Origin of the sequence: Streptomyces sp. NPDC059861 (genome assembly GCF_042731435.1) — a bacterium.
Taxonomy (GTDB): Bacteria; Actinomycetota; Actinomycetes; order Streptomycetales; family Streptomycetaceae; genus Streptomyces.
Window position 1 is genome coordinate 75,133 of record NZ_JBHWJQ010000027.1, and the last position, 25,025, is coordinate 100,157.

At 70.2% G+C, this 25,025-nt stretch carries 23 protein-coding genes and 1 tRNA gene; 13 read left to right on the top strand and 11 right to left on the bottom strand.

Annotated features, from left to right (window positions below):
- Positions 1-10: 10 nt before the first annotated feature.
- The 5 genes from ACFV6X_RS23235 to ACFV6X_RS23255 all read left to right on the top strand — a co-directional run bounded on the left by ACFV6X_RS23235 (position 11) and on the right by ACFV6X_RS23255 (position 3,798).
- Positions 11-1,042: an ABC transporter ATP-binding protein gene (locus ACFV6X_RS23235; protein WP_385386333.1), complete on the top strand. Its 1,032-nt coding sequence runs from the start codon at positions 11-13 to the stop codon at positions 1,040-1,042.
- Complete coding sequence (locus tag ACFV6X_RS23240) at positions 1,039-1,680, top strand: ABC transporter permease (RefSeq protein WP_385386335.1); 642 nt, start codon at positions 1,039-1,041, stop codon at positions 1,678-1,680. The genes ACFV6X_RS23235 and ACFV6X_RS23240 overlap by 4 nt, the downstream gene beginning before the upstream one ends.
- A 1-nt stretch (position 1,681) precedes the next feature.
- A complete protein-coding gene (locus tag ACFV6X_RS23245) occupies positions 1,682-2,344 on the top strand; it encodes an ABC transporter permease (protein ID WP_385386337.1) in 663 nt (220 codons plus the stop codon).
- Between the two features lie 12 nt (positions 2,345-2,356).
- On the top strand, positions 2,357-3,295 hold the full coding sequence (locus ACFV6X_RS23250) for an ABC transporter substrate-binding protein (RefSeq protein WP_385386339.1): 939 nt from the start codon (positions 2,357-2,359) through the stop codon (positions 3,293-3,295).
- A 74-nt stretch (positions 3,296-3,369) separates the two neighbouring features.
- Entirely contained in the window at positions 3,370-3,798 is a 429-nt protein-coding gene (locus ACFV6X_RS23255; RefSeq protein ID WP_385386396.1) for a hypothetical protein, read from the top strand.
- A gap of 338 nt (positions 3,799-4,136) precedes the next feature.
- Here the strand turns inward: ACFV6X_RS23255 and ACFV6X_RS23260 are convergent, their stop codons facing one another.
- Positions 4,137-5,525 carry a cystathionine beta-synthase gene (locus ACFV6X_RS23260; RefSeq protein ID WP_385386341.1) on the bottom strand — a complete coding sequence of 463 codons (1,389 nt, stop codon included), beginning with the start codon at positions 5,523-5,525 and terminating at the stop codon, positions 4,137-4,139.
- A gap of 201 nt (positions 5,526-5,726) precedes the next feature.
- Between ACFV6X_RS23260 and ACFV6X_RS23265 the strand changes: the two genes are divergently transcribed.
- From ACFV6X_RS23265 to ACFV6X_RS23280, 4 genes are all read left to right on the top strand, one after another.
- A complete protein-coding gene (locus ACFV6X_RS23265; RefSeq protein WP_385386343.1) occupies positions 5,727-6,761 on the top strand; it encodes an SGNH/GDSL hydrolase family protein in 1,035 nt (344 codons plus the stop codon).
- A 182-nt stretch (positions 6,762-6,943) separates the two neighbouring features.
- Positions 6,944-8,080: an acyltransferase family protein gene (locus tag ACFV6X_RS23270; protein ID WP_385386345.1), complete on the top strand. Its 1,137-nt coding sequence runs from the start codon at positions 6,944-6,946 to the stop codon at positions 8,078-8,080.
- Positions 8,081-8,119: 39 nt separating this feature from the next.
- A complete protein-coding gene (locus ACFV6X_RS23275) occupies positions 8,120-9,340 on the top strand; it encodes an acetyl-CoA C-acetyltransferase (protein WP_385386346.1) in 1,221 nt (406 codons plus the stop codon).
- A 277-nt stretch (positions 9,341-9,617) separates the two neighbouring features.
- Positions 9,618-10,406, top strand: a complete 789-nt coding sequence (locus ACFV6X_RS23280; RefSeq protein WP_385386348.1) for a hypothetical protein — start codon at positions 9,618-9,620, stop codon at positions 10,404-10,406.
- An 85-nt stretch (positions 10,407-10,491) separates the two neighbouring features.
- On the opposite strand, the gene ACFV6X_RS23285 is transcribed toward ACFV6X_RS23280, so the two are convergent.
- Entirely contained in the window at positions 10,492-10,803 is a 312-nt protein-coding gene (locus ACFV6X_RS23285) for a hypothetical protein (protein WP_385386350.1), read from the bottom strand.
- Between the two features lie 94 nt (positions 10,804-10,897).
- On the opposite strand from ACFV6X_RS23285, the gene ACFV6X_RS23290 reads away from it, so the two are divergent.
- Positions 10,898-11,125 (top strand): DUF4287 domain-containing protein, encoded by a 228-nt coding sequence (locus tag ACFV6X_RS23290; protein WP_365450476.1) that lies wholly within the window; start codon positions 10,898-10,900, stop codon positions 11,123-11,125.
- A 94-nt stretch (positions 11,126-11,219) separates the two neighbouring features.
- Here the strand turns inward: ACFV6X_RS23290 and ACFV6X_RS23295 are convergent, their stop codons facing one another.
- The 4 genes from ACFV6X_RS23295 to ACFV6X_RS23310 form a co-directional block, all read right to left on the bottom strand.
- On the bottom strand, positions 11,220-12,104 hold the full coding sequence (locus tag ACFV6X_RS23295; RefSeq protein ID WP_365450478.1) for a Bax inhibitor-1/YccA family protein: 885 nt from the start codon (positions 12,102-12,104) through the stop codon (positions 11,220-11,222).
- A gap of 215 nt (positions 12,105-12,319) precedes the next feature.
- A complete protein-coding gene (locus ACFV6X_RS23300; protein ID WP_385386352.1) occupies positions 12,320-13,516 on the bottom strand; it encodes a 4-hydroxybenzoate 3-monooxygenase in 1,197 nt (398 codons plus the stop codon).
- Positions 13,517-13,714: 198 nt separating this feature from the next.
- Positions 13,715-15,013 carry a hypothetical protein gene (locus ACFV6X_RS23305; protein ID WP_385386354.1) on the bottom strand — a complete coding sequence of 433 codons (1,299 nt, stop codon included), beginning with the start codon at positions 15,011-15,013 and terminating at the stop codon, positions 13,715-13,717.
- Positions 15,014-15,343: 330 nt separating this feature from the next.
- A tRNA-Leu gene (locus ACFV6X_RS23310) sits at positions 15,344-15,429 on the bottom strand.
- 409 nt (positions 15,430-15,838) lie between these two features.
- Here ACFV6X_RS23310 and ACFV6X_RS23315 point away from each other — a divergent pair.
- Both ACFV6X_RS23315 and ACFV6X_RS23320 read left to right on the top strand, forming a co-directional pair.
- Positions 15,839-16,609: an ABC transporter ATP-binding protein gene (locus ACFV6X_RS23315; protein WP_385386356.1), complete on the top strand. Its 771-nt coding sequence runs from the start codon at positions 15,839-15,841 to the stop codon at positions 16,607-16,609.
- Positions 16,609-19,143, top strand: a complete 2,535-nt coding sequence (locus tag ACFV6X_RS23320; protein ID WP_385386358.1) for an ABC transporter permease — start codon at positions 16,609-16,611, stop codon at positions 19,141-19,143. The genes ACFV6X_RS23315 and ACFV6X_RS23320 overlap by 1 nt, the downstream gene beginning before the upstream one ends.
- A gap of 67 nt (positions 19,144-19,210) precedes the next feature.
- On the opposite strand, the gene ACFV6X_RS23325 is transcribed toward ACFV6X_RS23320, so the two are convergent.
- Together ACFV6X_RS23325 and ACFV6X_RS23330 are read right to left on the bottom strand one after the other, a co-directional pair.
- Positions 19,211-20,503 carry a class I SAM-dependent methyltransferase gene (locus tag ACFV6X_RS23325; protein WP_385386360.1) on the bottom strand — a complete coding sequence of 431 codons (1,293 nt, stop codon included), beginning with the start codon at positions 20,501-20,503 and terminating at the stop codon, positions 19,211-19,213.
- Positions 20,504-20,685: 182 nt separating this feature from the next.
- Positions 20,686-22,068 (bottom strand): NAD(P)/FAD-dependent oxidoreductase, encoded by a 1,383-nt coding sequence (locus tag ACFV6X_RS23330; RefSeq protein ID WP_385386362.1) that lies wholly within the window; start codon positions 22,066-22,068, stop codon positions 20,686-20,688.
- A 560-nt stretch (positions 22,069-22,628) separates the two neighbouring features.
- Between ACFV6X_RS23330 and ACFV6X_RS23335 the strand changes: the two genes are divergently transcribed.
- Positions 22,629-22,862, top strand: coding sequence for a hypothetical protein (locus tag ACFV6X_RS23335; RefSeq protein ID WP_385386364.1), 234 nt, complete (start codon positions 22,629-22,631; stop codon positions 22,860-22,862).
- A gap of 81 nt (positions 22,863-22,943) precedes the next feature.
- On the opposite strand, the gene ACFV6X_RS23340 is transcribed toward ACFV6X_RS23335, so the two are convergent.
- Genes ACFV6X_RS23340 through ACFV6X_RS23350 form a run of 3 tightly spaced genes read right to left on the bottom strand, consistent with a single transcriptional unit; the run spans position 22,944 to position 24,947 of the window.
- The gene (locus ACFV6X_RS23340; RefSeq protein WP_385386365.1) at positions 22,944-23,900 is read right to left on the bottom strand and encodes an exopolyphosphatase; all 957 of its coding nucleotides are present in this window, start codon (positions 23,898-23,900) and stop codon (positions 22,944-22,946) included.
- On the bottom strand, positions 23,897-24,430 hold the full coding sequence (locus ACFV6X_RS23345; RefSeq protein ID WP_385386367.1) for a DUF501 domain-containing protein: 534 nt from the start codon (positions 24,428-24,430) through the stop codon (positions 23,897-23,899). Before ACFV6X_RS23345 ends, ACFV6X_RS23340 begins: the two co-directional genes overlap by 4 nt.
- Positions 24,431-24,470: 40 nt before the next feature.
- Positions 24,471-24,947 (bottom strand): septum formation initiator family protein, encoded by a 477-nt coding sequence (locus tag ACFV6X_RS23350; RefSeq protein WP_365450500.1) that lies wholly within the window; start codon positions 24,945-24,947, stop codon positions 24,471-24,473.
- Between the last annotated feature and the right edge of the window lie 78 nt (positions 24,948-25,025).

A 25,025-nucleotide genomic window follows, 5' to 3' on the forward strand; every position in this document is an offset into this window, starting at 1 on the left:
GGGACATCTCATGATCCAGTTCGACGCGGTCCACAAGCGCTTCCCCAACGGCACCACCGCAGTCCACGACCTCACCCTCCGGATGCCGGAAGGCGGCGTGACCGTCCTCGTCGGATCCTCCGGTTGCGGCAAGACGACCACCCTCCGGATGATCAACCGGATGGTCGAACCGACCTCCGGCACCATCCGGGTCGGCGGCAAGGACGTCCAGCAGCAGGACGCCGCCGAGCTGCGCCGCTCCATCGGCTACGTCATCCAGCAGTCGGGCCTCTTCCCGCACCGCACGGTGCTGGACAACATCGCCACCGTCCCGCTGCTGCTCGGCTGGGGCCGGCGCAAGGCCCGCGCGAGGGCGGCCGAGCTGCTGGAGACCGTCGGCCTGTCCGCCGACACCGGCCGCCGCTACCCCCACCAGCTCTCCGGCGGACAGCAGCAGCGCGTCGGCGTCGCCCGCGCGCTCGCCGCCGACCCGCCGGTGCTGCTGATGGACGAGCCGTTCGGCGCGGTCGACCCGGTGGTCCGCAACCAGCTCCAGCAGGAACTGCTGCGCCTTCAGAAGGAACTGAACAAGACCATCGTCTTCGTCACCCACGACGTCGACGAGGCCGTCCGCCTGGGCGACCGGATCGCGATCTTCCGCACCGGCGGCCATCTCGTCCAGTGCGCCCCGCCCGCCGAACTCCTCGCCCGCCCCGCCGACGACTTCGTGGCGGACTTCCTCGGCGCCGAGCGCGGCCTGAAGCTGCTCTCGCTCAGGACCCTCGCGGCCGTACCGCAGGGCCCGGCACCGGAGGGCGGCACCTGGACCCTCGCCCTCGACGGGGCGCGCAGGCCGCTGCACTGGGCCGCGGGCGACACCATGGTCCCCGTACGGCCGCTCCAGGACGGCGACTCGCTGCTGTCCGCGCTCAACGAGTCGGTCGCCTCCCCCACCGGCCTCGTCGCCCGCGTCGGCGCGGACGGCGTCCTCACCGGCGTCTCGTCCCGCGACGACATCCACGAGCACGCGAACCGGGCCCACGGGGAGGTACTGGCCGCATGACCATCGACTGGTCGTGGATATCCGACCACACCGACGACCTCACCGCCCTGACCGTCTCCCACCTCCAGGCGGCCCTCTCGGCGGTCCTGTTCGGCCTGCTGATCTCGCTTCCGCTGGCCGTCGTGGCCCACCGGATCCGGCCCCTGCGCGGCGTTCTGCTCGGCATGTCGAACGTCCTTTTCACCATCCCCTCGATCGCGGTCTTCGTGCTGCTGCTCCCGGTCAGCGGCCTCACCCGCACCACCACCGTCATCGGCCTGACGATCTACACCCTGGTCGTGCTGCTCCGGAACACGGTCGAGGGCCTGGACTCGGTCCCGACCAGGACCAAGGAGGCGGCGCAGGCGATGGGCACCCGCCCGCTGCGCACCCTCCTCACGGTCGAGCTCCCGCTGGCCCTGCCCGTGATCATGGCGGGCGTCCGCATCGCCACGGTCATGTCGATCTCCCTGGTCTCGGTCGCCACCTACATCGGCGACGGCGGCCTCGGCCAGCTCTTCACCGACGGCTTCCAGCGCAACTTCCCGACCCCCGTGATCGCGGGCGTGGTCCTCACGCTGCTGCTCGCGGTGGTCGCGGACGCGCTGCTGGTCGCCGTCCAGTACGTACTCACCCCGTGGACGAGGCGGCGAGCCTGAGATGTACGAACTCTTCACGAACCTCGGCTCCTGGCTGACCAGCGGCGAGCAGTGGTCCGGTCCGGACGGCATCGCCCACCGCCTGGCCGAGCACCTCCAGTACTCGCTCCTGGCCACCCTCGTCGCCGCCGCGATCGGCCTCCCGCTGGGCCTGCTCATCGGCCACACCGGCCGGGGCGCCTTCCTCGCCATCAACCTGGCGTCCTTCGGCCGCGCCCTGCCCACCGTCGGCCTGGTCGTGCTGGTCTTCCTGGCCAGCGGCCTGTCCATGTGGCCGGTCTACGTCGCGCTGGTCGCCCTCGCGGTCCCGGCGATCGTCACCAACACCCACGCCGGCATGACGGCGGTGGATCCGGACGTCCGCGACGCGGCCCGCGGCCAGGGCATGCGCGGTCACCAGGTGCTGCTCCAGGTCGAACTGCCGCTGGCCCTGCCCCTCATCATGACCGGCCTGCGCCTGGCCCTCATCCAGGTCGTGGCCACGGCGACGATCGCCGCGTACGTCTCCTTCGGCGGCCTCGGCCGGTACGTCTTCGACGGCCTCGCCCAGCGCGACCTCGTGCAGGTGCTCGGCGGCGCCGTGCTGGTCGCCGTGGTCGCCGTCGCCCTCGACCTCGCCCTGTCCGCCCTCCAGCGCGCCCTCTTCCGCCACCGCACCGCGTAGGGAACCCCTGACATGAACCGTCGTAAGCTCCTCGGCGGCCTGTTCGCCGCAGGCTCCGTCACCGCCCTCTCCGCCTGTTCCAGCGGCATCACCAGCCTCGACAGCCAAGGCACGACGACCTCGGGCGGCGGCTCCAGCAAGGGCGGCGTCACCATCGGCACGGCCAACTTCACCGAGAACCAGGTGCTCGGGTACCTGTACGCGGCGGTGCTCACCGCGGCCGGCGTCCCGGTCACCGTGCGCCCCAACCTGGGCACCCGCGAGATCCTCATCCCCGCCCTGCGCGGCGGGGACATCGACCTGCTGCCCGAGTACCAGGGCGCCCTCCTGCACTACGTCGACCCCAAGGCCACGGCGACGGAGGAGGGCGCGATGCAGAACGCCCTCACCATGGCCCTCCCGGCCGGCCTCCAAGTGCTGCCGTACGGCATGGCGGAGGACTCCGACGCCTTCGCGGTGACCCGGGAGACGGCCGAGAAGTACGGGCTGGCCTCGCTGGCCGACCTGAAGAAGCAGAACGGCGAGCTGGTCATCGGCGCGGCACCGGAGGTGAAGAAGCGACAGGTCGGGGCCGTCGGCCTCAAGGACGTGTACGGCGTCGAGTTCAAGGAGTTCAAGTCGCTCGACTCCTCCGGACCGCTCGTCAAGGGCGCCCTGAAGAAGGGCGACGTCGACGTGGCCAACCTCTTCACCACCGACACCGACATCCAGGAGAACGGCTGGGTGGTCCTGACCGACCCCAGGAACCTGATACCCGGCCAGCACGTCGTCCCCCTCATCGCCGACCGCAAGGCCGACGCCACGGTCCGCAAGGCGCTCGCCGAACTCGGCAACGTCCTCACCACGGCCGACCTCACCGAACTCAACCGCCTGGTCGACAAGGACAAGAAGGACCCCCAGGACGTGGCCGACGACTACGCCGCGCGCAAGGGCCTGGCGGCCACCGGCTGACCCCGCCGGCGACAGGGGGGCTAACCCCAGTGCGGCCGGCGTCCGCGCTCCCTACCGTGAAGCGCATGAGCGGAATGGACGCGCGGGACACCGAGCTGAAGAAGGAACTCGACGCCACCTTGCAGGCCCGCAGGGAACTGGGCGAGGAGTACGACTCCGCGCTGGTCGACTCGTTCCTGGAGAAGGTCGAGCAGCGCATCGACGGGGCCGTGGACCGCCGGGTGCGTCGCCACCTGGCCGAGCAGCAGATGGTGGTGGCCCGGGACTCGCGGTCACCGAGGCCGACGGACTCCTGGGGCGAGCGCTTCGGCTTCGGCATCGTCTCGCTGGTGCTGGCGGTGCCGCTGTCGGCGATCGGCGGGGGCGTGGCCAACCTGCCCGGTCTGCTGGTCGCCTGGGCCGGCATCGTCGGCGTCAACGTCTTCCAGGCGAGCCGGGTCAACCCGGGGCTGTTCGGCGGGCGGCGCCGCAGGTCCGGGCAGGACGGCGACTGGGAGGACTGACCTCCGGGCACGAGTGTGCGCGGGGACCGCCGCACCCCCGTTGCCGGGGGGCGGGACGACGGCGGTCCCCGCGAAGGACGCGGGCCGGTCAGGGCCGGGCTCGCGCGTCCGTGGCGTCCATGGAGGTCCGGGAGCCGCTCCGGAGGTTCCCTGGCGCCGTACGGGCCGGCCTGGGCGGGGAGCCGCTCCCGCCCTGCCGACACCCACCAATGTGCCGGATCCGTGTTAAGCCGGTGCTGCGCGCACGTGACGCGCTCGTACCACTTCCGAGAAGACCACAAACGCGCACGTCACCGCGAGTTCGCCGCCGACACGGCCCGTTCACCGCCGGTTGGCCGCTACTTCGCGCTCCTGGCGAGGAAGGCGAGCAGGTCCTGCCGGCTGATCACACCGGTCGGCTTGCCCTCGACGAGGACGATCGCCGCGTCCGCCGAACCGAGCACGGACATCAGGTCCGCGACCGGCTCGCCGGAGCCGACCTGCGGCAGCGGCGACGACATGTGCTTCTCCAGCGGGTCGTCGAGCGAGGCGCTCTTGGTGAACAGCGCGTCCAGCAGCTCCCGTTCCACGACGGAGCCCACGACCTCGGCGGCCATCACGTCCGGGTGCCCGGCGCCCGGCTTGACGATCGGCATCTGCGAGACGCCGTACTCGCGCAGCACGTCGATGGCCTGACCGACCGTCTCGTCCGGGTGCATGTGGACGAGGGTGGGGATGGCGTCGCCCTCCTTGTCGTTCAGCACGTCGCCGACGCGGGCGCTGGGGCCGGCGTCCTCCAGGAAGCCGTAGTCGGCCATCCACTCGTCGTTGAAGATCTTGCTGAGGTAGCCGCGGCCGCTGTCCGGGAGCAGCACGACCACCACGTCGTCCTCGCCGAGCCGCTCGGCCACCCGCAGCGCCGCGACGACGGCCATGCCGCAGGAGCCGCCCACCAGCAGGCCCTCCTCCTTGGCCAGGCGCCGGGTCATCTGGAAGGAGTCCTTGTCGGACACGGCGACGATCTCGTCGGCGACGGTCCGGTCGTACGCCGTCGGCCAGAAGTCCTCACCGACGCCCTCGACGAGGTACGGCCGCCCGGACCCGCCCGAGTACACGGAGCCCTCGGGGTCGGCGCCGACGACCTTGACCGCGCCGTCGCTGATCTCCTTGAGGTAGCGGCCGGTCCCGGAGATGGTGCCGCCGGTGCCGACGCCGGCCACGAAGTGGGTGATCCGCCCGTCGGTCTGCTCCCACAGCTCGGGGCCGGTCGAGTGGTAGTGGGAGAGCGGGTTGTTGGGGTTGGAGTACTGGTCCGGCTTCCAGGCGTTCGGCGTCTCACGCACCAGCCGGTCGGAGACGTTGTAGTACGAGTCGGGGTGCTCGGGGTCGACGGCCGTCGGGCAGACGACGACCTCGGCGCCGTACGCCCGCAGCACGTTGATCTTGTCCGTGGACACCTTGTCCGGGCACACGAAGATGCACTGGTACCCCTTCTGCTGCGCCACGATCGCCAGCCCCACCCCGGTGTTGCCGCTGGTCGGCTCGACGATCGTGCCGCCGGGCTTGAGCGCGCCGCTCTCCTCGGCCGCCTCGATCATGCGCAGCGCGATGCGGTCCTTCACGGAACCGCCGGGGTTGAAGTACTCGACCTTGGCCAGGACGGTCGCCCTGATGCCCTTGGTCACGTTGTTGAGCCTCACCAGCGGGGTGTTGCCGACGAGACTGATCATCGAGTCGTGGAACTGCACCGTTGTCTCCGGATGCCGCAGAAGTAGTGGTCTGGGTGATGCGGCCAGCCTATGGCCTGCCCGGCGGATCGGACCTCAGGACAGCCACAGCGGGTGATCACCTCGACGCCCGTCACCGGCGTTCACTCGTCGTTGAGATTGGCGGGGGCTCGCTTCGGGGCAAGGAGTGGATGTACGGGTGCGAGGAGGTGGCGTCGACGGATGACCAGGATGTCGAGGGCGAGGGTGGCCCGGCGCATCGCAGCCGGTGCGGCATACGGCGGTGGTGGCATCGGCCTGGCCGGTGCGGCGGTCGTCGGCCTGGTGCTGGCGGAGGTGCAGCTGGCCCGGCGCCAGGTGGGCAACGGCTCCACGCCGTACGTGCCGAACGCGGAGGGGCGGTACGGACAGACGTACGACAACCCGGGCGCGCCCCTGCGGCTGACCATACTGGGCGACTCCACAGCCGCCGGACAGGGCGTCCACCGGGCCGGCCAGACCCCGGGCGCGCTGCTCGCCTCGGGCCTCGCGGCGGTCGCCGAACGCCCGGTCGACCTGCGCAACGTCGCCCTGCCCGGCGCGATGTCCGACGATCTGGACCGCCAGGTGACGCTGGCCCTCGCGGACCAGCACCGGATCCCCGACATCTGCGTGATCATGGTCGGCGCGAACGACGTCACCAACCGCATCCCGGCCACCCGCTCGGTGCGCCACCTCGCGTCGGCGGTACGGCGACTGCGCACGGCCGGCGCCGAGGTGGTCGTCGGCACCTGTCCCGACCTGGGCACGATCGAGCCGGTGCAGCAGCCGCTGCGCTGGCTGGCCAGACGCGCCTCCCGTCAGCTGGCGGCCGCCCAGACGATCGGAGTCGTCGAGCAGGGCGGCCGCACCGTGTCGCTGGGCGACCTGCTGGGCCCCGAGTTCGCGGCGAACCCGCGCGAGCTGTTCGGCCCCGACAACTACCACCCCTCCGCCGAGGGCTACGCGACCGCCGCGATGGCCGTATTGCCCACGCTCTGTGCGGCGCTCGGCCTGTGGCCGGAGGAGGAGCGCCCGGACGTCTCGCGCCGCGAAGGCTTCCTCCCCGTCGCCCGCGCCGCCGCCGAGGCGGCCTCCGAGGCGGGCACGGAGGTCACGGCCGCCCTGCCGACGGGGCCCCGGGGACCGTGGGCCCTGCTGAAGCGCCGCCGCCGGCGCCGGGTGCAGGAACCGGAGACGGCCGCGACGGAACCGACGAGCCACACGTCGCAGCCCTGACCGCGCCGGACGCGGCCCGCCGCCAGGGCCGCGTCCCGGCCCGCGTCCCCTTCCGTACACGCAGCGTTCACCACACGAGTCGCCTGATGTAACCCCAGCACTTCCGGACGCGGCGAAGGTGACGTCTTCACTCCCCCCACATCCCTTCACTGTCATGCGTCTGTCAGGAGCATCACGCCGCGATGGAAAAGCCGCTTCCGAGACCCGCCGGCGCCCAGAGCCGGAGCCGGGACCCCTGGTGGGACAACACCCGCTTCGTCTCCGCCGCCCTGATCGTGGTCCTGCACACCATCGGCAGCATCATGAGCCGCCATGACTCGCTGCACGTTTTCAACGTCGCGACATGGGCCTTCCGCGTCCCGATGTTCGTCGTGCTGGCGGGCGTCTTCAGCAGTGCGGGCCCGCTCGGCTCGCGCCACCTGCGCACGCTCCTGCGCAACATCGCGATACCCGCCCTCCTGTGCAGCCTGCTGTTCTCCCTGGAGGTGTACGCGCTCGGCAGCCCCTTCAAGCTGCACATCGCCCAGCTGCCGTGGACGCTGTGGTTCCTGATGTCGCTCTTCTTCTGGCGGCTGCTCCTGCCGCTGGTCGTCCAGCTGCGCCACCCGCTGCTGATCACCACGATCGTGTCGCTGAGCGTGGGGTACCTGGAGGAGTTCGGCCTGATGTACTCGGCCAGCCGGACCCTCGTGTACCTGCCGCTGTTCTACATCGGCTGGCGACTGGGCCAGGGGGCGCTGCGGGAGTGGTTCGAGAGCCGCTGGAGCCTGCCGGTGGCCATCGCGGGAATCCTCGCCTGGGGCGTGGTGTCCTGGCTGTGGCACGCCGACGTCAAGGGCAACTGGACGTCGATGCGCCACTCGTACGTCGCCGACACCCGGCTGGGTCTCGAAGGCGCCTGGCTGATCCGGCTGGCCATCCTGGCCACGGCCGTGGGCCTGGCCCTGTGCCTGCTGCGCGTCATGCCGCGGAAGCGGCTCCCGGTGATCTCCGCGCTCGGCGCCGGCGGCTTCACCATCTACCTGCTGCATCCGCTGGTCATCCTGCCGGTGCGGGAGATGGGCTGGATCCAGCGCGCCGACACCCGCCTGGAACTGCTCGGCCTGATGCTGGCCGGCGTGCTGCTCGCGGCCCTGCTCGGCTCCCCGTTCGTACGGCGGCTGGCCCAGCCGCTGACCCGGCCGCCGGTGAACTGGCTCTTCGCCCGGCCGCCCGCCCAGCAGACGACCACGGACTCGTCCGATACGCTAAGCAAGCGCTTGGAAAAGAGTCCCGCATCACATGAGGATGCCGGTGACCGGCAGCCTACGTACGGGTAACTTCCCCCGTACACCCTTCCCACGTCGTCTGGAGCCGTGATGCCCGAAGCCGTGATCGTCTCTGCCGCCCGCTCCCCCATCGGCCGTGCCTTCAAGGGCTCCCTGAAGGACCTGCGCCCCGACGACCTCACCGCCACGATCATCCAGGCCGCCCTCGCCAAGGTTCCCGAGCTGGACCCGAAGGACATCGACGACCTGATGCTCGGCTGCGGTCTGCCCGGCGGCGAGCAGGGCAACAACCTCGGCCGGATCGTCGCCGTGCAGATGGGCATGGACCATCTGCCCGGCTGCACGATCACCCGCTACTGCTCCTCGTCGCTGCAGACCTCCCGCATGGCCCTGCACGCCATCAAGGCCGGCGAGGGCGACGTCTTCATCTCGGCCGGCGTCGAGACCGTCTCCCGCTTCACCAAGGGCAACTCCGACAGCCTGCCCGACACGCGCAACCCGATCTTCGCCGAAGCCGAGGCCCGCACCGCCGCGGTCGCCGAGAGCGAGGGCTCGACCTGGCACGACCCGCGCGAGGACGGCCTGGTCCCCGACCCGTACATCGCGATGGGCCAGACCGCCGAGAACCTCGCCCGGCAGTGGGGCGTGACCCGCCAGGACATGGACGAGTTCGGCGTCCGCTCGCAGAACCTCGCCGAGGAAGCGATCAAGAACGGCTTCTGGGAGCGCGAGATCACCCCGGTGACGCTCCCCGACGGCACGGTCGTCAGCAAGGACGACGGCCCGCGCGCCGGCGTCACCATGGAGGGCGTCGCGGGCCTGAAGCCGGTCTTCCGCCCCGACGGCATGATCACCGCCGGCAACTGCTGCCCGCTCAACGACGGCGCCGCGGCCCTGATCATCATGTCGGACACCAAGGCCCGCGAGCTCGGCCTGACCCCGCTCGCCCGGATCGTCTCCACCGGCGTCTCGGGCCTGTCGCCCGAGATCATGGGCTACGGCCCCGTGGCGGCGTCCCAGCAGGCCCTGTCCCGCGCCGGACTGACGATCGGCGACATCGACCTGGTCGAGATCAACGAGGCGTTCGCCGCGCAGGTGATCCCCTCCTACCGCGACCTGGGCATCCCGCTGGAGAAGCTGAACGTCAACGGCGGCGCCATCGCCGTCGGCCACCCCTTCGGCATGACCGGCGCCCGGATCACCGGCACGCTCATCAACTCCCTGCAATGGCACGACAAGCAGTTCGGCCTGGAGACGATGTGCGTCGGCGGCGGCCAGGGCATGGCGATGGTCATCGAGCGCCTCAGCTGATTCCCGACCCCTGCGTGACGGGCGCACCACCAGGCGTCATGCATTGGCCCAGAACCCCGCGACAACCGGGGTTCTGGGCCGTTTTGTGATCCAATCTCCCCCAGGATGTGACCTATCTCCCTCGCCACAGGGATCCCCGCAGGTCAGAGCAGTTCCACACTAAACATCCGACCCAAAGACCTGTCCGTTTCGTGACGTTACGCACTGACAGCTGGTTAGTTCACCCATCAAGCTGATGTAGGAAGTCGGGGGTCGACCTTGAACCGGGAGTACGTCAGTGAGCGCCATGCCGATCGCCCTGCTGGTCACCACGGTCGCCACAGGCGCCGTGGGCGTAGCCGTCCTGCGCACCCTGATGCAGTTGCGCCGCCAGATCGCGGCCCTGCACCACGAGCTCGCCGCAGGCCGCAACCCCGCCCATGCGCTGGTCCCGGCGGCCCGCACCGCGGCCGACGCCGAGGAGATACGGGCCGCCGTCGCCGAGGCGCTGGCCGAGGAACGGGAGCGGGAGCTGGCCGAGGCGCGCGCCTTCTGGGCCGCCCAGGAGGCCCGTGACGTGTCCGACGCGCCCTCGCTGCTGGGCCTGACCGAGAACGACCTGTTCCTCCCCCGGCAAGCCGATTTCGCGGGCCTGGAGCCGCTGGAGCCGGTGTCCGAGCCCGGCCCGGAGTCCGAGGAGTTCGCCGGCGACTCGCCCGAACTGGCCGCCGCCCGCCGCCGCCACCCCTCCCACCCGGACTTCACACCGGCCCCGTCACCAGTCGTCAACGACCACGAACGCACGGTGTCCATCCTGGAGGAACTGGCCTCGGCCCACGTCGAACTGACCGACGTCCGCCCCGGCCCGCTTGGCACCCTCGACGTCTACGTCTTCGCCGACGGTACGACCCTCTGCATGACCCCCGGCCACCGCGAGACCGCCGAGCGGCTCGCCGCCGCCCTGCGCTCCGGCGAGACCCCCACCCTCCTCGGCGGCTCGGGCATCTCGGGCGCGTACACGCTGACGTTCACCTGCGGTGAGGAGACGGTGTACATCCTGGCGGACAGGGTCATCGCGTCGCTCTAGGCGGAAGGGTGACCTCGCTCCGGGCGGACGGTGACCCGGCTCCGGACGGACGCTGCCGCCAGGGCGGCCTGCTTCCGCCGGCGGGTCACACCCCGGCCCGTTTCTGGGCCTCCCCCACCACCCGTACGGCCTCCTCGACCTCGGCCTCGGTCGTCAGTACGACGGCCAGATCACGCCCCGCGACACTGATCTGATCCGCCGCCGCGAACATCCCCGCGTCCGGCATCTCACGAGGCTCGCTGCCCGGCTCCTCCATCGACTGCGTCCATCGGGCCAGCTCCCTGGCCAGCGCCAACGCCTCCGCCGAGGCTCCCCGCTGCAACCGGCTCTGCGGTGCCGCCCTCAACCGATCGGCAAATTGATCAATCGCACTGATCAGACGCGTCGTATCCACCACGGCGGCAGGCTACCCGCACTGTTGCCAACAGACGAACGCTCAGGCACGGTGACCTGAAGGACCGGCTTACACCCGATTGCATCCGGAGGCGCCGATGTCCCAAGTCTTCTCCGAGGAGACCCACCGCAATCTGCTCGCCCGTATCCCCCATTGCACCGGTCGTGAAGTCGCCGACTGGCTGCGGACCGTAGAAGAAGGCCCCGCTCTCCGCTTCGAGGACAAGGTCAGCTGGCTGCGTCACGAATACGACCTCGCGTACGGCCACGCCAAAGCGATCATCCACGAGTACGACCTGAGGAGGGCCGCGCGCAAACTGCTCTGAGCGCGCACGACGACGAGAACAGCGAAAGGGCCCCGGGAGAACCCGGGGCCCCTTCACGCATCGTCACGCGTCGGCGTCAGCCGCGCGGTGCCACTCAGTCGTCGCCGCTGAAGATGGCGACCAGACGCAGCATCTCGACGTAGATCCACACGAGCGTCATGGTCAGGCCGAACGCGGCCAGCCAGGACTCCTCGCGCGGCGCGCCGTAGGCGATGCCGTCCTGGATCTGCTTGAAGTCGAGCGTCAGGAAGAACGCGCCGAGCACGATCGCGATGATGCCGACGATCGCACCGAGCGGGCCCATGCTGCGCAGACCGCCGTTCTCGGCGACGCCGAAGACGACCAGCAGCAGGTTGACCGCCGTGACCAGGATGAAGGCGATGGCGATCGCCATGCCGATCCGGGCGTAGCGGGCCGTGACACGGATCCAGCCGGCCTTGTAGATGAGCAGCGTGGCGCCGGCGACCGCCATCGTGCCGAGCACCGCCTGGAAGGGCGCGCCGGACCACCGGGCGTTGAACATCTCGCTGAAGACGCCGAGGAAGACACCCTCGAACGCGGCGTAGGACAGGATCAGCGCGGGCGAGGCCTTGCGCTTGAACGACTGGACCATCGCCAGGACGAAGGCGATGAGGGCCGCGCCGATCGCCAGGCCGTAGCTGCTGGACGACACCGGCAGCAGCGCCCAGGCGAGGACGGCACCGACGACGACCGTGCCGAGCGTCATCGCCGAACGCATGACGACGTCGTCCATCGTCATCCGGCCGGTGCCGGCGGGGGCCTGCGGCGGCGCGCCGTACTGCAGGTCCTGCTGCGCGTAAGGGTTCTGGGCGTAAGGGTTGCCGGCGCCGGGCTGGGCGTACGGGTTGCCCTGGGTGCCTACAGCTGCGCCCCCGGCCTGCGGCGCGGTGTTGAAGCCCGCGTAGCCGTTGTCGCGGCTGAACCCCCGTCGCGAGAAGACCGGGTTGCTGCTCCTCATTTCACTCCTCCATGGCCACCCTGCGTAGCCTTGGCTCAAGAGTAATAGACAGGCAAAGGAATGACCCTAGTGCTTGGGGAGGATCTTTCCCCCCTCGTGCTGCGCAACACGCTAGCCGGGTGCGTGATTCCCGCCAGTGGAGGGCGTCATTCCTGACGAACTCGGTACATGGCCGGAACCGGCCGGTGATCAACCCGGACGGCCGGTGCGCAAGGTCACTGGAACGGGAGACCCGTGTACGCCTCGGCGAGGTCGGTCTCCGCGGACCGCGAGGAGGCGATCCGCTCCAGCCGGGCCAGCTGGAGCCGGTCCTCGAAGGGCGTGGCGCCGGGGGCCCGGTGCAGGAGCGTCGTCATGTCGTACGAGAACCGCTCGGCCTGCCAGACGCGGCGCAGGCAGGACTCCGAGTAGGCGTCGAGAAGGCGGGCGGAACCCGTCTCGCGCCGGTGCACGAGGGCCCGCGCGAAGGTGACGACGTCGCCGACAGCGAGATTGAGGCCCTTGGCGCCGGTCGGCGGCACGATGTGCGCTGCGTCACCGGCGAGGAAGAGCCGTCCGTGCCGCATCGGCTCGTGCACGAAGGACCGCATCGGCGTCACCGACTTCTGGGTGATGGGGCCGCGCCGCAGCCGCCAGCCGTCGGCGGTCTCGAAGCGGCGTTCCAGCTCCGCCCAGATCTCCTCGTCGTCCCACTCCCCGGCGTCCGTGCCGTCCGGCACCTGGAGGTAGAGGCGCGACACCGACGGCGACCGCATGGACAGCAGGGCGAAGCCGCGGTCGTGCCGGGCGTAGACCAGTTCGTCGTGCGAGGGCGGTACGTCGGCGAGGATGCCGAGCCACCCGAACGGGTACGTCCGCTCGAACGCACGGGAGAGTGACGCCGGCACCGCCTTGCGGGCGACGCCCCAGTAGCCGTCGCAGCCGACGACGTAGTCGCACTCCAGTACGCCCTCGCGGCGGCTCCCGTCCCCGTCGGCCCCCGCGTACCGGAAGCGCACGCGGGGCCGCTCACTCTCCGCGTCCTCGACCGCGAGCGCCTCCGCCTCGAACAGCAGCGGACCGCCCTCCTTCAACTGGAGGGCGATGAGGTCCTTGCACACCTCGGTCTGCGCGTACACCATCACGGAGCGGCCGCCGGTCAGGGCGGGGAAGTCCACGCGGTGGCGGCGTCGGTCGAAGCGCAGTTCGACGCCGTCGTGCCGCAGGCCTTCCCGGTCCATGCGCTCCCCGGCCCCGGCCGCGCGCAGCACGTCCACCGTCCCCTGCTCCAGGATCCCGGCCCGCTGCCGCCGTTCGACGTAGGCCCGGTCGCGGCTCTCCAGGACGACCGAGTCGATGCCGGCGTTGTGCAGCAGCCGCGCGAGCAGCAGGCCGGCGGGGCCGGCGCCGATGATGCCGACAGTGGTACGCATCGGGCGTCCCTTCGGGTGGACGTGGTGCACGGTTGCGGTCCGAGACGTTCGCTGGGTGAAATTTTCTTCACGAAAAAGTCTGCGTCGGTAGACCGTCCGTGTCAACGGCCGTGCATGCAAGCCCCACACACGGGACGAGCCCCCCACCACCTTTCGGTGGTGGGGGGCTCGCAGGGTTCGCATCTCTGCCTCACTTACTCACTCACCGTCCCCCGTGTCGCCGCCGCCCGTGTCGCCACCGCCGTCCGAGCCGCCCATGTCGTCCGCACCGCCGCCGTCGGAGCCGCCCATGTCGACCGCGCCGCCGGAACCGGTGTCGCTGCTGTCATCCGTACCGGTGTCAGTGCCGTCGTCCGTACCGGCGTCGCTGCCGTCGTCCGTACCGGCGTCGCTGCCGTCATCCGTACCGGCGTCAGTGCCGTCATCCGTACCGGCGTCGCTGCCGTCATCCGTACCGGCGTCGCTGCCGTCATCGGAGCCGGCGTCGCTGCCGTCATCCGTACCGGCGTCGCTGCCGTCATCCGTACCGGCGTCAGCGCCGTCATCCGTACCGGCGTCAGTGCCGTCATCCGTACCGGCGTCGCTGCCGTCATCCGTACCGGCGTCGCTGCCGTCATCCGTACCGGCGTCGCTGCCGTCATCCGTACCGGCGTCAGTGCCGTCATCCGTACCGGCGTCAGCGCCGTCATCCGTACCGGTGTCACTGCCGTCATCCGTACCGGCGCCGGTGCCGTCATCCGTACCAGCGTCACTGCCGTCATCGGAGCCGGCGTCACTGCCGTCGTCCGTACCGGCGTCACTGCCGTCATCCGGATGCTTGTCGTCATGCTTGCCGTCGTCCGGATGCTTGTCGTCATGCTTGCCGTCGTCCGGATGCTTGTCGTCATGCTTGCCGTCGTCCGGGTGCTTGTCGTCATGCTTGCCGTCGTCCGGATGCTTGTCGTCATGCTTGCCGTCGTCCGGATGCTTGTCGTCATGCTTGCCCTCGTCCGGATGCTTCGGATGGTCCGGGCGTTCCGGCCAGTCATGCTTGCCCGGCTTCCAGATGTCGTGATTCTTGACATCCCAGTACTTGTAGCTGACGCGGTGACTCTCCCAGTAGTAGTAGTCGTTCCGCGACTCCCAGCAGTAGTACCGCTCAGGGCCCTTCCAGATGTAATAGACCTCGAAGTGCTCGTCCCAATAGAACTTGTGGTTGTACTTGCCCCAGCAGTACCACTGCTTGTGCTTGTTGTCCCACGAGCGCTTGCTCTTCTTCTTCCAGCAGTACTTCTTCCCCTTTCCCTTACCCTTGCTCTTGCCCTTCTTCTTGTGCTTGTCCTTGTGATCGCCGTCGACCAGGGTCGTGGCCGAGGTCTCCTGCATCGGAGCGGCCGACGCAGCCGCGGTCGGCAGGAGGACGCCTCCGGCGACTGCCACGGCGGACGCCACCGTGGTACCGATAATTGTCCGGCGCTTGCGACTGACGTTTTCGCGGGTGCTGATGTTCCGAGCCATTTCTCTACTCCTAAGAAGTGTGGAATTTCAGTTCCGTGATTTCCCTGGCCGGCGCCTCGTTTTCCTTCCGGTGATCCCGGCGAGGCCCGCACTTCAAGTAGGCGGGAACAGCGCGAGCCGGTCACGTTCCGGGAACTCGGGACTTGACGGGCAGCGTGAAAGAGGGGTAGGCGCGAGAACGACGACCACAAGGGGTCACGTGTGATGGCCGGAGCGACACCGACTGCCATGCCGCCGTGGGACCACGCCGGCCGCCGGCCGTCCGGCGACACCGGAGACGAACGGACCCCCGGCTCCCCAGCAGAGGGGACGGGGGTCGGCCAGACGGGGTGGTGCCCGGAACCGGACTCGAACCGGTACGCCCGCGAGGGGCAGCGAGGTTTAAGCTCGCCGTGTCTGCATTCCACCATCCGGGCAGGCCATGGGTTCCGCGTCGAGGTCCCGAGCCTATCGGGACGCGTCCCCCGAACAGCGGAAGGACGGCCCCATGTTGTCTTATTTTATTGACGCCTGAGGGTGCATCAGCACTCGGAGCAAGCCGTCCGCACTTGGCCGACAGCCTTGCGTGCGGCTCTCGGCCGCGCATGCGGAATGACGGAATTTCACCGCCCGAACGAGGGGGCTCCACCCGTTCTCGACAGATGGTCCGCACGACGGATCCCGTAGGGCCCGCCCGTCATCCCCAGGTATGACACGGGCACCCGCAGTGCGACTGGAGACTGCCCCAGGAACCGGAACAACGGCTGACTACACGGCGCCGACCGGCCGAGACGATGGAGCACGTCCCAAGAACCACCCCCGTCGTCCCTACAGGAGCGCCACCCCGTGACCACCACACCCGTCGCCGGCCGGACCACCGCCGTGGCCGCGCGCGCCACGGATCTGTCGAAGATCTACGGACAGGGCGAGACCCAGGTGGTCGCCCTGGACCGGGTCTCCGTCGAGTTCCGGCAGGCCGAGTTCACCGCGATCATGGGCCCCTCCGGCTCCGGCAAGTCCACCCTGATGCACTGCGTCGCCGGCCTGGACACCTTCTCCTCCGGTTCGGTGCGCATCGGCGACACCGAGCTGGGCTCGCTGAAGGACAAGCAGCTCACCAAGTTGCGCCGCGACAAGATCGGCTTCATCTTCCAGGCGTTCAACCTGCTGCCGACGCTGACCGCCCTGGAGAACATCACCCTCCCGATGGACATCGCGGGCCGCAAGGCCGACAAGCAGTGGGTGGATTCGGTCATCCGGATGGTCGGCCTCGCCGACCGGCTCGGCCACCGCCCCGCCCAGCTCTCCGGCGGCCAGCAGCAGCGCGTCGCCGTGGCCCGCGCGCTGGCCTCCAAGCCCGAGATCATCTTCGGCGACGAGCCGACCGGAAACCTCGACTCGCGCTCCGGCGCCGAGGTGCTGGGCTTCCTGCGCAACTCCGTACGGGAGTTGGGGCAGACCGTGGTGATGGTGACCCACGACCCGGTGGCCGCGGCCCACGCGGACCGCGTGGTGTTCCTGGCGGACGGCCGGATCGTCGACGAGATGTACGGCCCGACCGCGGACAACGTGCTCGACTTCATGAAGCAGTTCGACGCGAAGGGCCGCACCAGCTGATGTTCCGCACCGCCCTGCGCAACGTACTCGCGCACAAGGCCCGGCTGCTGATGACCGTGCTCGCCGTGATGCTCGGCGTCGCGTTCGTCTCCGGCACCCTGGTCTTCGCCGACACCCTCTCCAACGCCTTCCGCAACCAGTCGGCGAAGAGCTACGACGACGTCGCCGTCTCGGTCACCTCCTACGCCGACCCGGACGACCCGAAGGAGGAGCCCGGTCTCACCGGGAAGACCCTCGACAAGATCTCCGCGGTGGACGGCGTCGCCGCCACCTACGGCCGCGTCGACGGCTTCGCCGGGGTCGCCGACCCCGACGGGAAGCTGATCGGCGTCGGCTGGTCCAACAAGGGCTCCAACTTCGCCCCCGGCAAGGACGGCAAGGACCCCGCCTACACGTTCACCGACGGCACCGGCCCGCTGAAGGACGATCAGATCGCCCTGGACGAGGAGTCCGCGGCCAAGGGCGAGTACCGGGTCGGCGACCGGGTCCGGGTCGCGACCAACGGGCCGGTGAAGGAGTTCACCCTCAGCGGCGTCTTCACCACCGAGGACGGCGCCGTCAACGCCGGCGGCAGCCTCGTCCTCTTCGACACCGCGGTCGCCCAGAAGCAGTACCTCAAGCCGGGCTACTTCGAAAGCGCCACCGTCACCGCCGCCTCCGGCGCGGACGACGCGAAGATCCTGGACGCGGTCAAGCCGCTGCTGCCGAAGTCCGCGGAGGCCCAGACGGGCAAGGCGCTCGCGGACGAGCAGGCCCAGCAGATCGAGCAGGGCATGGGCAACCTCAAGCAGGTCCTGCTCGGCTTCGCGGGCATCGCGCTGTTCGTCGGCATCTTCCTGATCTCCAACACCTTCACCATGCTGGTCGCCCAGCGCACCAAGGAGATCGCCCTGATGCGGGCCGTCGGTGCGTCGCGCAAGCAGATCACCCGCTCGGTGCTCGCCGAGGCCGCGGTGGTGGGCCTGGTCGCCTCGGTGATCGGCTTCGTCCTCGGCATCGGTCTCGCGGTCGGACTGCGCTCCGGCATGGCCGCGTTCGAGATGAAGATCCCGGACGGCCCGCTGGTCCTGTCCGCCACCCCGGCACTCGCCGCGGTCGGCGTGGGTGTGCTGATCACGATGTTCGCCGCCTGGCTGCCCGGCCGCCGGGCCGCGAAGATCCCGCCGGTGGCCGCCATGAACAGCGTCCACGCGGCGGCGACCACCAAGTCGCTGGTGGTACGCAACTCCGTCGGCGCGGCCATCACCGCCATCGGCGCGGCCGGCATCGTGGCGGGTGCCTCGACCGGCGGCGACGACGGCCGGATGTACATCGGGGCGGGCGCGTTCTTCGCGCTGATCGGCGTGATCATTCTGATCCCGCTGCTGTCCCGGCCGGTGATCGCGCTCGTCCGTCCGCTGCTCGTCGGCCCGTTCGGGGTGGCCGGCAAGCTGGCCGGCCAGAACGCGGTCCGCAACCCGCGCCGTACCGGAGCGACCGCCTCGGCACTGGCCATCGGACTGACGCTGGTGACCGGCCTGTCGGTGCTCGGCATCACGGTCGGCACGGCCATCGACAAGATGACCACGGACAACATCAAGGCCGACTACATGGTCTCCATGGCGAACGGCGGGGATCTCGACCAGTCCGCGCTGACCGCGCTGGAGAAGGCCAAGGGCGTGTCGGCCGTCTCCCCGCAGCAGGACGCCTACTTCATGACCGGCAAGGACGACTACGTGTCGGCCTCGGCGGTCACCCCGGGCGACATCGAGAAGGTCCTCGACGTCGACGTCGTCAGCGGCGACATCGGCTCGCTCGCCCAGGGCCGGATCGCGGTCGCCGACAAGACGGCCAAGAGCAAGGGCTGGAAGCCCGGTGACACCGTCCCGGTCACCTTCGGCGACGAGAAGAAGGCCACGCTGACGGTCGGCGCGGTCTACAAGGACAGCGAGTTCCTCTCGCCCGTCCTCGTCGACAAGAAGATCATCGACGCGCACGAGGTGAATCCGTCCATCCGGCAGATCTTCGTGAAGGTGGACGGCGGCCAGTCCCCGGCGAACGAGAAGGTCCTCATCGACGCGCTCGGCGACAACCCCGCCATCACCGTCATGGACCGGCAGGACATCCGCGACGAGTTCGGCGGCGCCATCAACACCCTGCTGAACATCATGTACGGCCTGCTGGCGATGGCCCTGATCATCGCGGTGCTGGGCGTCGTCAACACCCTCGCGATGTCGGTCTTCGAGCGGCAGCAGGAGATCGGCATGCTACGGGCGATCGGTCTCGACCGGCGCCGGGTGAAGCGGATGGTCCGGCTGGAGGCCGTGGTCATCTCGGTGTTCGGCGCGGTGGTCGGCATCGGCCTCGGCTCGTTCCTCGGCTGGGCGATCGGCGAGACCATCGCGGAGCAGATCCCGGGCTACGTGCTGGTCATCCCCTGGGACCGGATCGGCATCTTCCTGGTGCTGGCCGGACTGGTGGGCGTGCTGGCCGCGCTGTGGCCGGCCCGCAACGCCGCGAGGCTGAACATGCTGAACGCGATCAAGGCGGAATAGCCGTACGAGCGGATGGGCCCCTTCCCGGGAGGGAGCGGGGCCCGTCGTGTTGCGGCGGCGCGGCCTCTCAGCCCCAGGTGCGGGCGCGCAGCGGCACTCCGGAGGCACCGGACTCGGGGGTCCGGACAGCCAGGACCTGGTTGACGCCGATGCGGTTGCGCTCGAAGGCCAGCGCCGAGGCGGCCATGTACAGCTGCCAGACGCGGGCCCGGCCGGGACTGGTCAGCTTGACCGCCTCGGCCCAGCCGGCCTCCAGGTTGGCGACCCAGCGGCGCAGCGTGAGGGCGTAGTGCTCACGGATCGACTCGACGTCCCGCACCTCGAAGCCGGCGCGCTCCAGCTGGGTGACGGTGGTGCCGACGGGGGCGAGCTCGCCGTCCGGGAAGACGTAGGCGTCGATGAAGTCGTCCGCCTGGTAGGAGGACTCGTCCCGCTGGGGTCGCCGGGCGATCTGGTGGTTGAGCAGCCGCCCGCCCGGCCGCAGCAGGGCGTGCAGGTCCTCGGCGTACTCCAGGTAGCGCTCGGCGCCCACGTGCTCGGCCATCCCGATGGACGAGATCGCGTCGTACGGCCCGTCGGTGACGTCCCGGTAGTCCTGCACCCGGATCTCCACCCGGTCGGTCAGGCCCTCGTCCGCGACGCGTTTACGGGCGTACGCGGCCTGCTCCTGGGACAGCGTGATGCCCACGACGCTCACGCCGTGCTCGCGGGCGGCGTGGATGGCCATGGAGCCCCAGCCGCAGCCGACGTCCAGGAGGCGCTGACCGAGAGTCAGGGCGAGCTTTCGGCAGATGAGTTCGAGTTTGTCGTGCTGGGCGGTCTCCAGGGTGCTGTCCGGGGTGGGCCAGTAGGCGCAGGAGTACACCATGGACGGCCCGAGGACGAGCTCGTAGAAGTCGTTGCCGACGTCGTAGTGGTGGCTGATGGCGCGTTTGTCGCTGCGCCTGGTGTGAAGGTTGCGGCGGGGCCTGCGCACCTCCTCTGGGGGCGGGGCGGGCGGCAGCGCGGGTCCGGCGAGCCGCACCAGACCGCGGACGCCGGCGCGCACCTCGGGGTCGCGCAGGGCCTCGGCGAGGCCACGGGCGTCCTCTCCGCGCTCCCAGATCAGGCCGGCGAGCAGACCGAGGACCGTGTACAGATCGCCCTCGATCTCCAGGTCCCCGGCCACCCAGGCGCGGGCGAGGCCCAGTTCGCCGGGCTTCCACAGCAGCCGGCGCAGGGCGCGCCGGTTGCGTACGACGATGACCGGCGTGTCCGGCGGACCCGCCTGCGAACCGTCCCAGGCGCGGATACGCACCGGGAGCGGAGTTCCCCCCACCTGCTCGAGCAGCCCCTTCAGCCGCGACGCGGCGTCAGCCATGGCGCACACCTCCGTGACGGTGATCCAACACTACGTAAACACCTAAGGGCCCCGAACGCAGTCCCCTGTTCGCGTTATGTCTGGGCAAAACCCTCCGCCGGCCCCGTCGAACGGGAACGACGAAGGACCCCCTGCACCACGGATGGCAGGGGGTCCTTCGGGGGTTCAGCCGGGGACGGGCGTCAGGAAGCCTTGGCCTTTTCCTCGGTCTTGGGAGCCGCGGCGACCGGCGCGGGCTTCGCGGCCTCGTAGAACTCCTCGCGCGGGGACTCCAGCGCGCCGAGGGCGACGACCTCGCGCTTGAGGAACATGCCGAGCGTCCAGTCGGCGAAAACGCGGATCTTGCGGTTCCACGTCGGCATCGCCATGCCGTGGTAGCCACGGTGCATGTACCAGGCGAGACGGCCCTTGACCTTGATCTTCATCTTGCCCATGACGATCATGGCCACACCCTTGTGCAGGCCGAGACCCGCCACCGCGCCCTTGTTGGCGTGGCTGTAGTCCTTCTGCGGGAAGCCCCGCATACCGGATACCACGTTGTCGCCGAGCACCTTGGCCTGGCGCAGCGCGTGCTGGGCGTTCGGCGGGCACCAGGCGTTCTCCACGCCGGCCTTGCGGGCGGCGAGGTCCGGCACCTGGGCGTTGTCGCCCGCGGCCCAGATGTAGTCCGTGCCCTTGACCTGAAGCGAGGGCTCGCAGTCGATGTGACCGCGCGGGCCGAGCGGGAGGCCGTAGCGGGACAGGGCCGGGTTCGGCTTGACACCCGCCGTCCAGACGATGGTGTTGGCGTCGACCTCGAGGCCGTTCTTCAGCACCACGTGACCGTCGACGCAGGAGTCCATGGACGTCGAGAGGTAGACCTCCACGCCCCGGCTCTCCAGGTGCTCCCTGCCGTACTTGCCGAGCTTGGGGCCGACCTCGGGAAGGATCTTGTCGGCGGCGTCGACGAGGATGAAGCGCATGTCCTCACGGGACACGTTGTTGTAGTACTTGGCCGCGTCCCGGGCCATGTCCTCGACCTCACCGATGGTCTCCGCGCCGGCGAAGCCGCCGCCGACGAAGACGAAGGTGAGCGCCTTGCGGCGGATCTCCTCGTCGGTGGTGGAGTCGGCCTTGTCGAGCTGCTCCAGGACGTGGTTGCGCAGACCGATGGCCTCCTCGACGCCCTTCATGCCGATGCCCTGCTCGGCGAGGCCGGGGATCGGGAAGGTGCGGGAGACCGCGCCGAGCGCGACGATCAGGTAGTCGAAGGGCAGCTCGTACGCCTCGCCGACCAGCGGCGCGATCGTGGCGACCTTGCGGTCCTGGTCGATGGTGGTGACCCGGCCGGTGAGGACCTCCGCCTTGGGCAGCACGCGTCGCAGCGGGACGACGACGTGGCGCGGGGAGATGTTGCCGGCGGCGGTTTCGGGGAGGAAGGGCTGGTAGGTCATGTACGACCGGGGGTCGACGACCGTGACGGTCGCCTCGCCGTAGCGCATCTTCTTGAGAATGCGCCGAGCTGCGTACAGGCCTACGTACCCACCGCCTACTACGAGGATCCTGGGACGCTCCGTGGTGCTCATGCCATCGAGTATCCACCCACTCACGAGGGGGAGCTCGTGCGCCCCTTCACAAGCACTTCCGGGGCCTGTGCTACACTCCCCGGCCCACGTGAGCCAGATCATGGTCACGATCGGGAACCGCGGCGCGATACGCCCCGTTGTCAATGCCGCGTGAGCTGCCTCTCTGCCCCTCGGGCCCCCCTGTGAGCGGACGGGAGATCCCCGCGCGGGAAGCCTTCGCGCCCCCTCCATACACGGTCCATCTGAACATGTTCAAGACCCTGTTCACGCCTCGGAAGGGTCAACCGACCCCTCTCCGTGCCCCCACCGGGCCGATTTCCTTGTGAAGAACTTCACGAACTTTCCCCGGCGGGTGCCTCGAAGGTGTCGGCAGGGGGCCGGAAGCCCCATCCCGCAGCGCTCATACGCCGGTCGACCTGCTCAGTCGACAGCTACCGGGCGGTAGTGCGCCGCCCCCTCACCACCCCGCGAAAGCGCCCCGCACCGACGGCCGAACGCCCCGTCACCCGGACGGCCACACTCCATGCGAAATCAGTCGGAACTGCACATAGCGTGCAGACATGATCACCTCACAGAGGGCCCTCATGCGGGCCACTTCGCGCATAGTCTCGGTCGGCGCTGCCCTGGGTATCGCCCTTGGTGCGGGGGCGGTGACGGCCGCCTCCGCCGCGGCCGCCACGCCCGACCACCACGTCGCCACGAAGGCCACGGCCGTCCAGTCGGTCTCGGCCCACCACCGCTACGGCGGCGGCGACGAGGAGTGCAGCGGAGTCATCGTCCTCCTCTGCAACTGACGGTCGGCCCCGCACGGGCCGACACGAACGGCCCCGGTTCCTGTCCAAGAGGAACCGGGGCCGTTCCGCGTCGCCCGCCGCCTAGGCCGACGGCTCGGCCGCCGCGTGGAAGGCGATGCCGTCGAGGATGTCGTGCTCGCTGACGACGACCTCCTCGGCGCCGATCCGCTCCATGATCGACAACAGTACGAGGGCCCCCGCGGCGATCACGTCGACACGCCCGGGGTGCATGGACGCGACGGCGGCGCGCTCGGCGTGGGTGGAGTGCAGCAGCCACTCGGTGATCTCGCGGACCCGGTCCCGGCCGATCCGGGAGTGGTGGATGCGGGCCGAGTCGTACTCGGCCAGGTCCAGGGCGATCGCCGCCACCGTGGTGACCGAACCCGCCAGCCCCACCAGCGTCCTGGCCTCACGCAGCGGCACCGTCTTCTCGGCCAGGTCGAGGGCGGCCTCGATGTCCGCGCGCATCGCCGCGATCTGCTCCTCGGCCGGCGGGTCGGACACCACGCCGTCCCGGACCAGATGGCGCTCGGTCATCCGGACACAGCCGACGTCGACCGAGCGGGCCGCGCGGACATGGTCCTCGCCGACGACGAACTCGGTCGAGCCGCCGCCGATGTCCACCACGAGATAGGGCCGGTGCACATCCGCGCGCCCCGTCAGCTCCTTGGTCGCGCCGACGAAGGAGAGCTCGGCCTCCTCGTCGCCGGTGACGACCTCGGGCTCGACGCCGAGGATCTCCACCACCCCGCGCACGAACTCGTCCCGGTTCTCGGCGTCCCGGGAGGCGGAGGTGGCGACGAAGCGGACCCGCTCGGCGCCGTGCTCCTTGATGACCCCGGCGTACTCACGGCAGGCCGCGAAGGTCCGCTCGAGCGCCTCGGGGGCCAGCCGTCCGGTGCGGTCGACGCCCTGGCCGAGCCGCACGATGGTCATCCGGCGGTCCAGGTCGGCCAGTTCACCGGTCGCCGGATCCACGTCGGCGACCAGGAGCCGGATGGAGTTCGTACCGCAGTCGATGGCGGCCACGCGCGTCACTTGCCGTCCTCCTCGTCGGCCATGGTCACGCACGCGCCCTTGCGCCACCACTCCGGCAGCATCGCCAGGGCCTCGTCGCCGAGCGGGTTGACGCCCGGTCCGGCGGCCAGGCTGTGCGCGACGAGCACGTGCAGGCACTTCACCCGGTCCGGCATGCCGCCCGCACTCGGGAAGTTCTTCAGCTCCTCGATCTCGTCCCGGCGCCGGACGTAGTCCTCGTGCGCGGCGCGGTACGCGGAGGCCAGCTCCGGGTCGGTCTCCAGCCGGGCCGTCATCTCCTTCATGACGCCCTCGGCCTCCAGCGTGCCGATGGCCGACGAGGCCCGCGGGCACGTCAGGTAGTAGAGCGTCGGGAAGGGTGTGCCGTCGGGCAGCCGGGGGGCCGTCTCCACGACGTCCGGCTGCCCGCACGGGCATCGGTGCGCGATCGCGCGCAGTCCGCGCGGCGGCCGCCCGAGCTGCTGCTTGAAGGCCTCGACGTCGGCGTCGGTGGGCTCGGTGCGCGGGGTGGGCGGCGGGGGCGTTTCCATACCTGTCTCTCTGTACGTTCACCGGCCGGAGGCGTCCGGCTCAATGGTGGGCGGCGTCGGACTTGTCGACCCCGTCCCAGACGTTCGCGTACCAGGGGCGGTCGGTCGTGCCCTGGTCGGTGCGCGACTGCCGGGCCGCGTCCGGGTCGATCACGACGTAGCCGGTCTCGCCCGGCATCACGTAGTGCAGCCGCTGCCGGATCTGCTGCTCCGCGTACGCGTCGTCCTGCCAGCGTGCCTTGAGGTCGCGCAGTTCCTCGACCCGCGCCTCGGCCCGCTGCTTCTGCTCCCGCAGGTCGGCGATCTCGGCGCGCTGGGCGACGTACTGCCTTATCGGATAGGCGAGCGCGACGACCAGTGAGCAGACGACGAGGGCGAGCAGGGCCGCGCGGCCGGTCAGCCGGGAGCGGCGGGCCTGGCGGCGGGTCTGGGAGCGGTAGACACGGGCCGCGGTCTGCTCGCCCAGCAGCCTGAGCCTGGTCGCGGTGGAGAAACGGTCCCGTTCCTTCACGGCCATCTGGCTCTCGCCTCCCCATGCCTGCGTGATGCACACGCGCGTACGTCCCCGCACACGGTACGGGACCGGGTGCGGGGA

Coding starts and splice junctions, on each gene's coding strand:
- ACFV6X_RS23330 (WP_385386362.1), bottom strand. CDS start 22,068: ATGAGCACCACGGAGCGTCCCAGGATCCTCGTAGTAGGCGGTGGGTAC.
- ACFV6X_RS23300 (WP_385386352.1), bottom strand. CDS start 13,516: ATGCGTACCACTGTCGGCATCATCGGCGCCGGCCCCGCCGGCCTGCTG.
- ACFV6X_RS23295 (WP_365450478.1), bottom strand. CDS start 12,104: ATGAGGAGCAGCAACCCGGTCTTCTCGCGACGGGGGTTCAGCCGCGAC.
- ACFV6X_RS23305 (WP_385386354.1), bottom strand. CDS start 15,013: ATGGCTCGGAACATCAGCACCCGCGAAAACGTCAGTCGCAAGCGCCGG.
- ACFV6X_RS23350 (WP_365450500.1), bottom strand. CDS start 24,947: ATGGCCGTGAAGGAACGGGACCGTTTCTCCACCGCGACCAGGCTCAGG.
- ACFV6X_RS23290 (WP_365450476.1), top strand. CDS start 10,898: ATGTCCCAAGTCTTCTCCGAGGAGACCCACCGCAATCTGCTCGCCCGT.
- ACFV6X_RS23245 (WP_385386337.1), top strand. CDS start 1,682: ATGTACGAACTCTTCACGAACCTCGGCTCCTGGCTGACCAGCGGCGAG.
- ACFV6X_RS23270 (WP_385386345.1), top strand. CDS start 6,944: ATGGAAAAGCCGCTTCCGAGACCCGCCGGCGCCCAGAGCCGGAGCCGG.
- ACFV6X_RS23335 (WP_385386364.1), top strand. CDS start 22,629: ATGATCACCTCACAGAGGGCCCTCATGCGGGCCACTTCGCGCATAGTC.
- ACFV6X_RS23345 (WP_385386367.1), bottom strand. CDS start 24,430: ATGGAAACGCCCCCGCCGCCCACCCCGCGCACCGAGCCCACCGACGCC.
- ACFV6X_RS23275 (WP_385386346.1), top strand. CDS start 8,120: ATGCCCGAAGCCGTGATCGTCTCTGCCGCCCGCTCCCCCATCGGCCGT.
- ACFV6X_RS23250 (WP_385386339.1), top strand. CDS start 2,357: ATGAACCGTCGTAAGCTCCTCGGCGGCCTGTTCGCCGCAGGCTCCGTC.
- ACFV6X_RS23320 (WP_385386358.1), top strand. CDS start 16,609: ATGTTCCGCACCGCCCTGCGCAACGTACTCGCGCACAAGGCCCGGCTG.
- ACFV6X_RS23255 (WP_385386396.1), top strand. CDS start 3,370: ATGGACGCGCGGGACACCGAGCTGAAGAAGGAACTCGACGCCACCTTG.
- ACFV6X_RS23235 (WP_385386333.1), top strand. CDS start 11: ATGATCCAGTTCGACGCGGTCCACAAGCGCTTCCCCAACGGCACCACC.
- ACFV6X_RS23240 (WP_385386335.1), top strand. CDS start 1,039: ATGACCATCGACTGGTCGTGGATATCCGACCACACCGACGACCTCACC.
- ACFV6X_RS23265 (WP_385386343.1), top strand. CDS start 5,727: ATGACCAGGATGTCGAGGGCGAGGGTGGCCCGGCGCATCGCAGCCGGT.
- ACFV6X_RS23325 (WP_385386360.1), bottom strand. CDS start 20,503: ATGGCTGACGCCGCGTCGCGGCTGAAGGGGCTGCTCGAGCAGGTGGGG.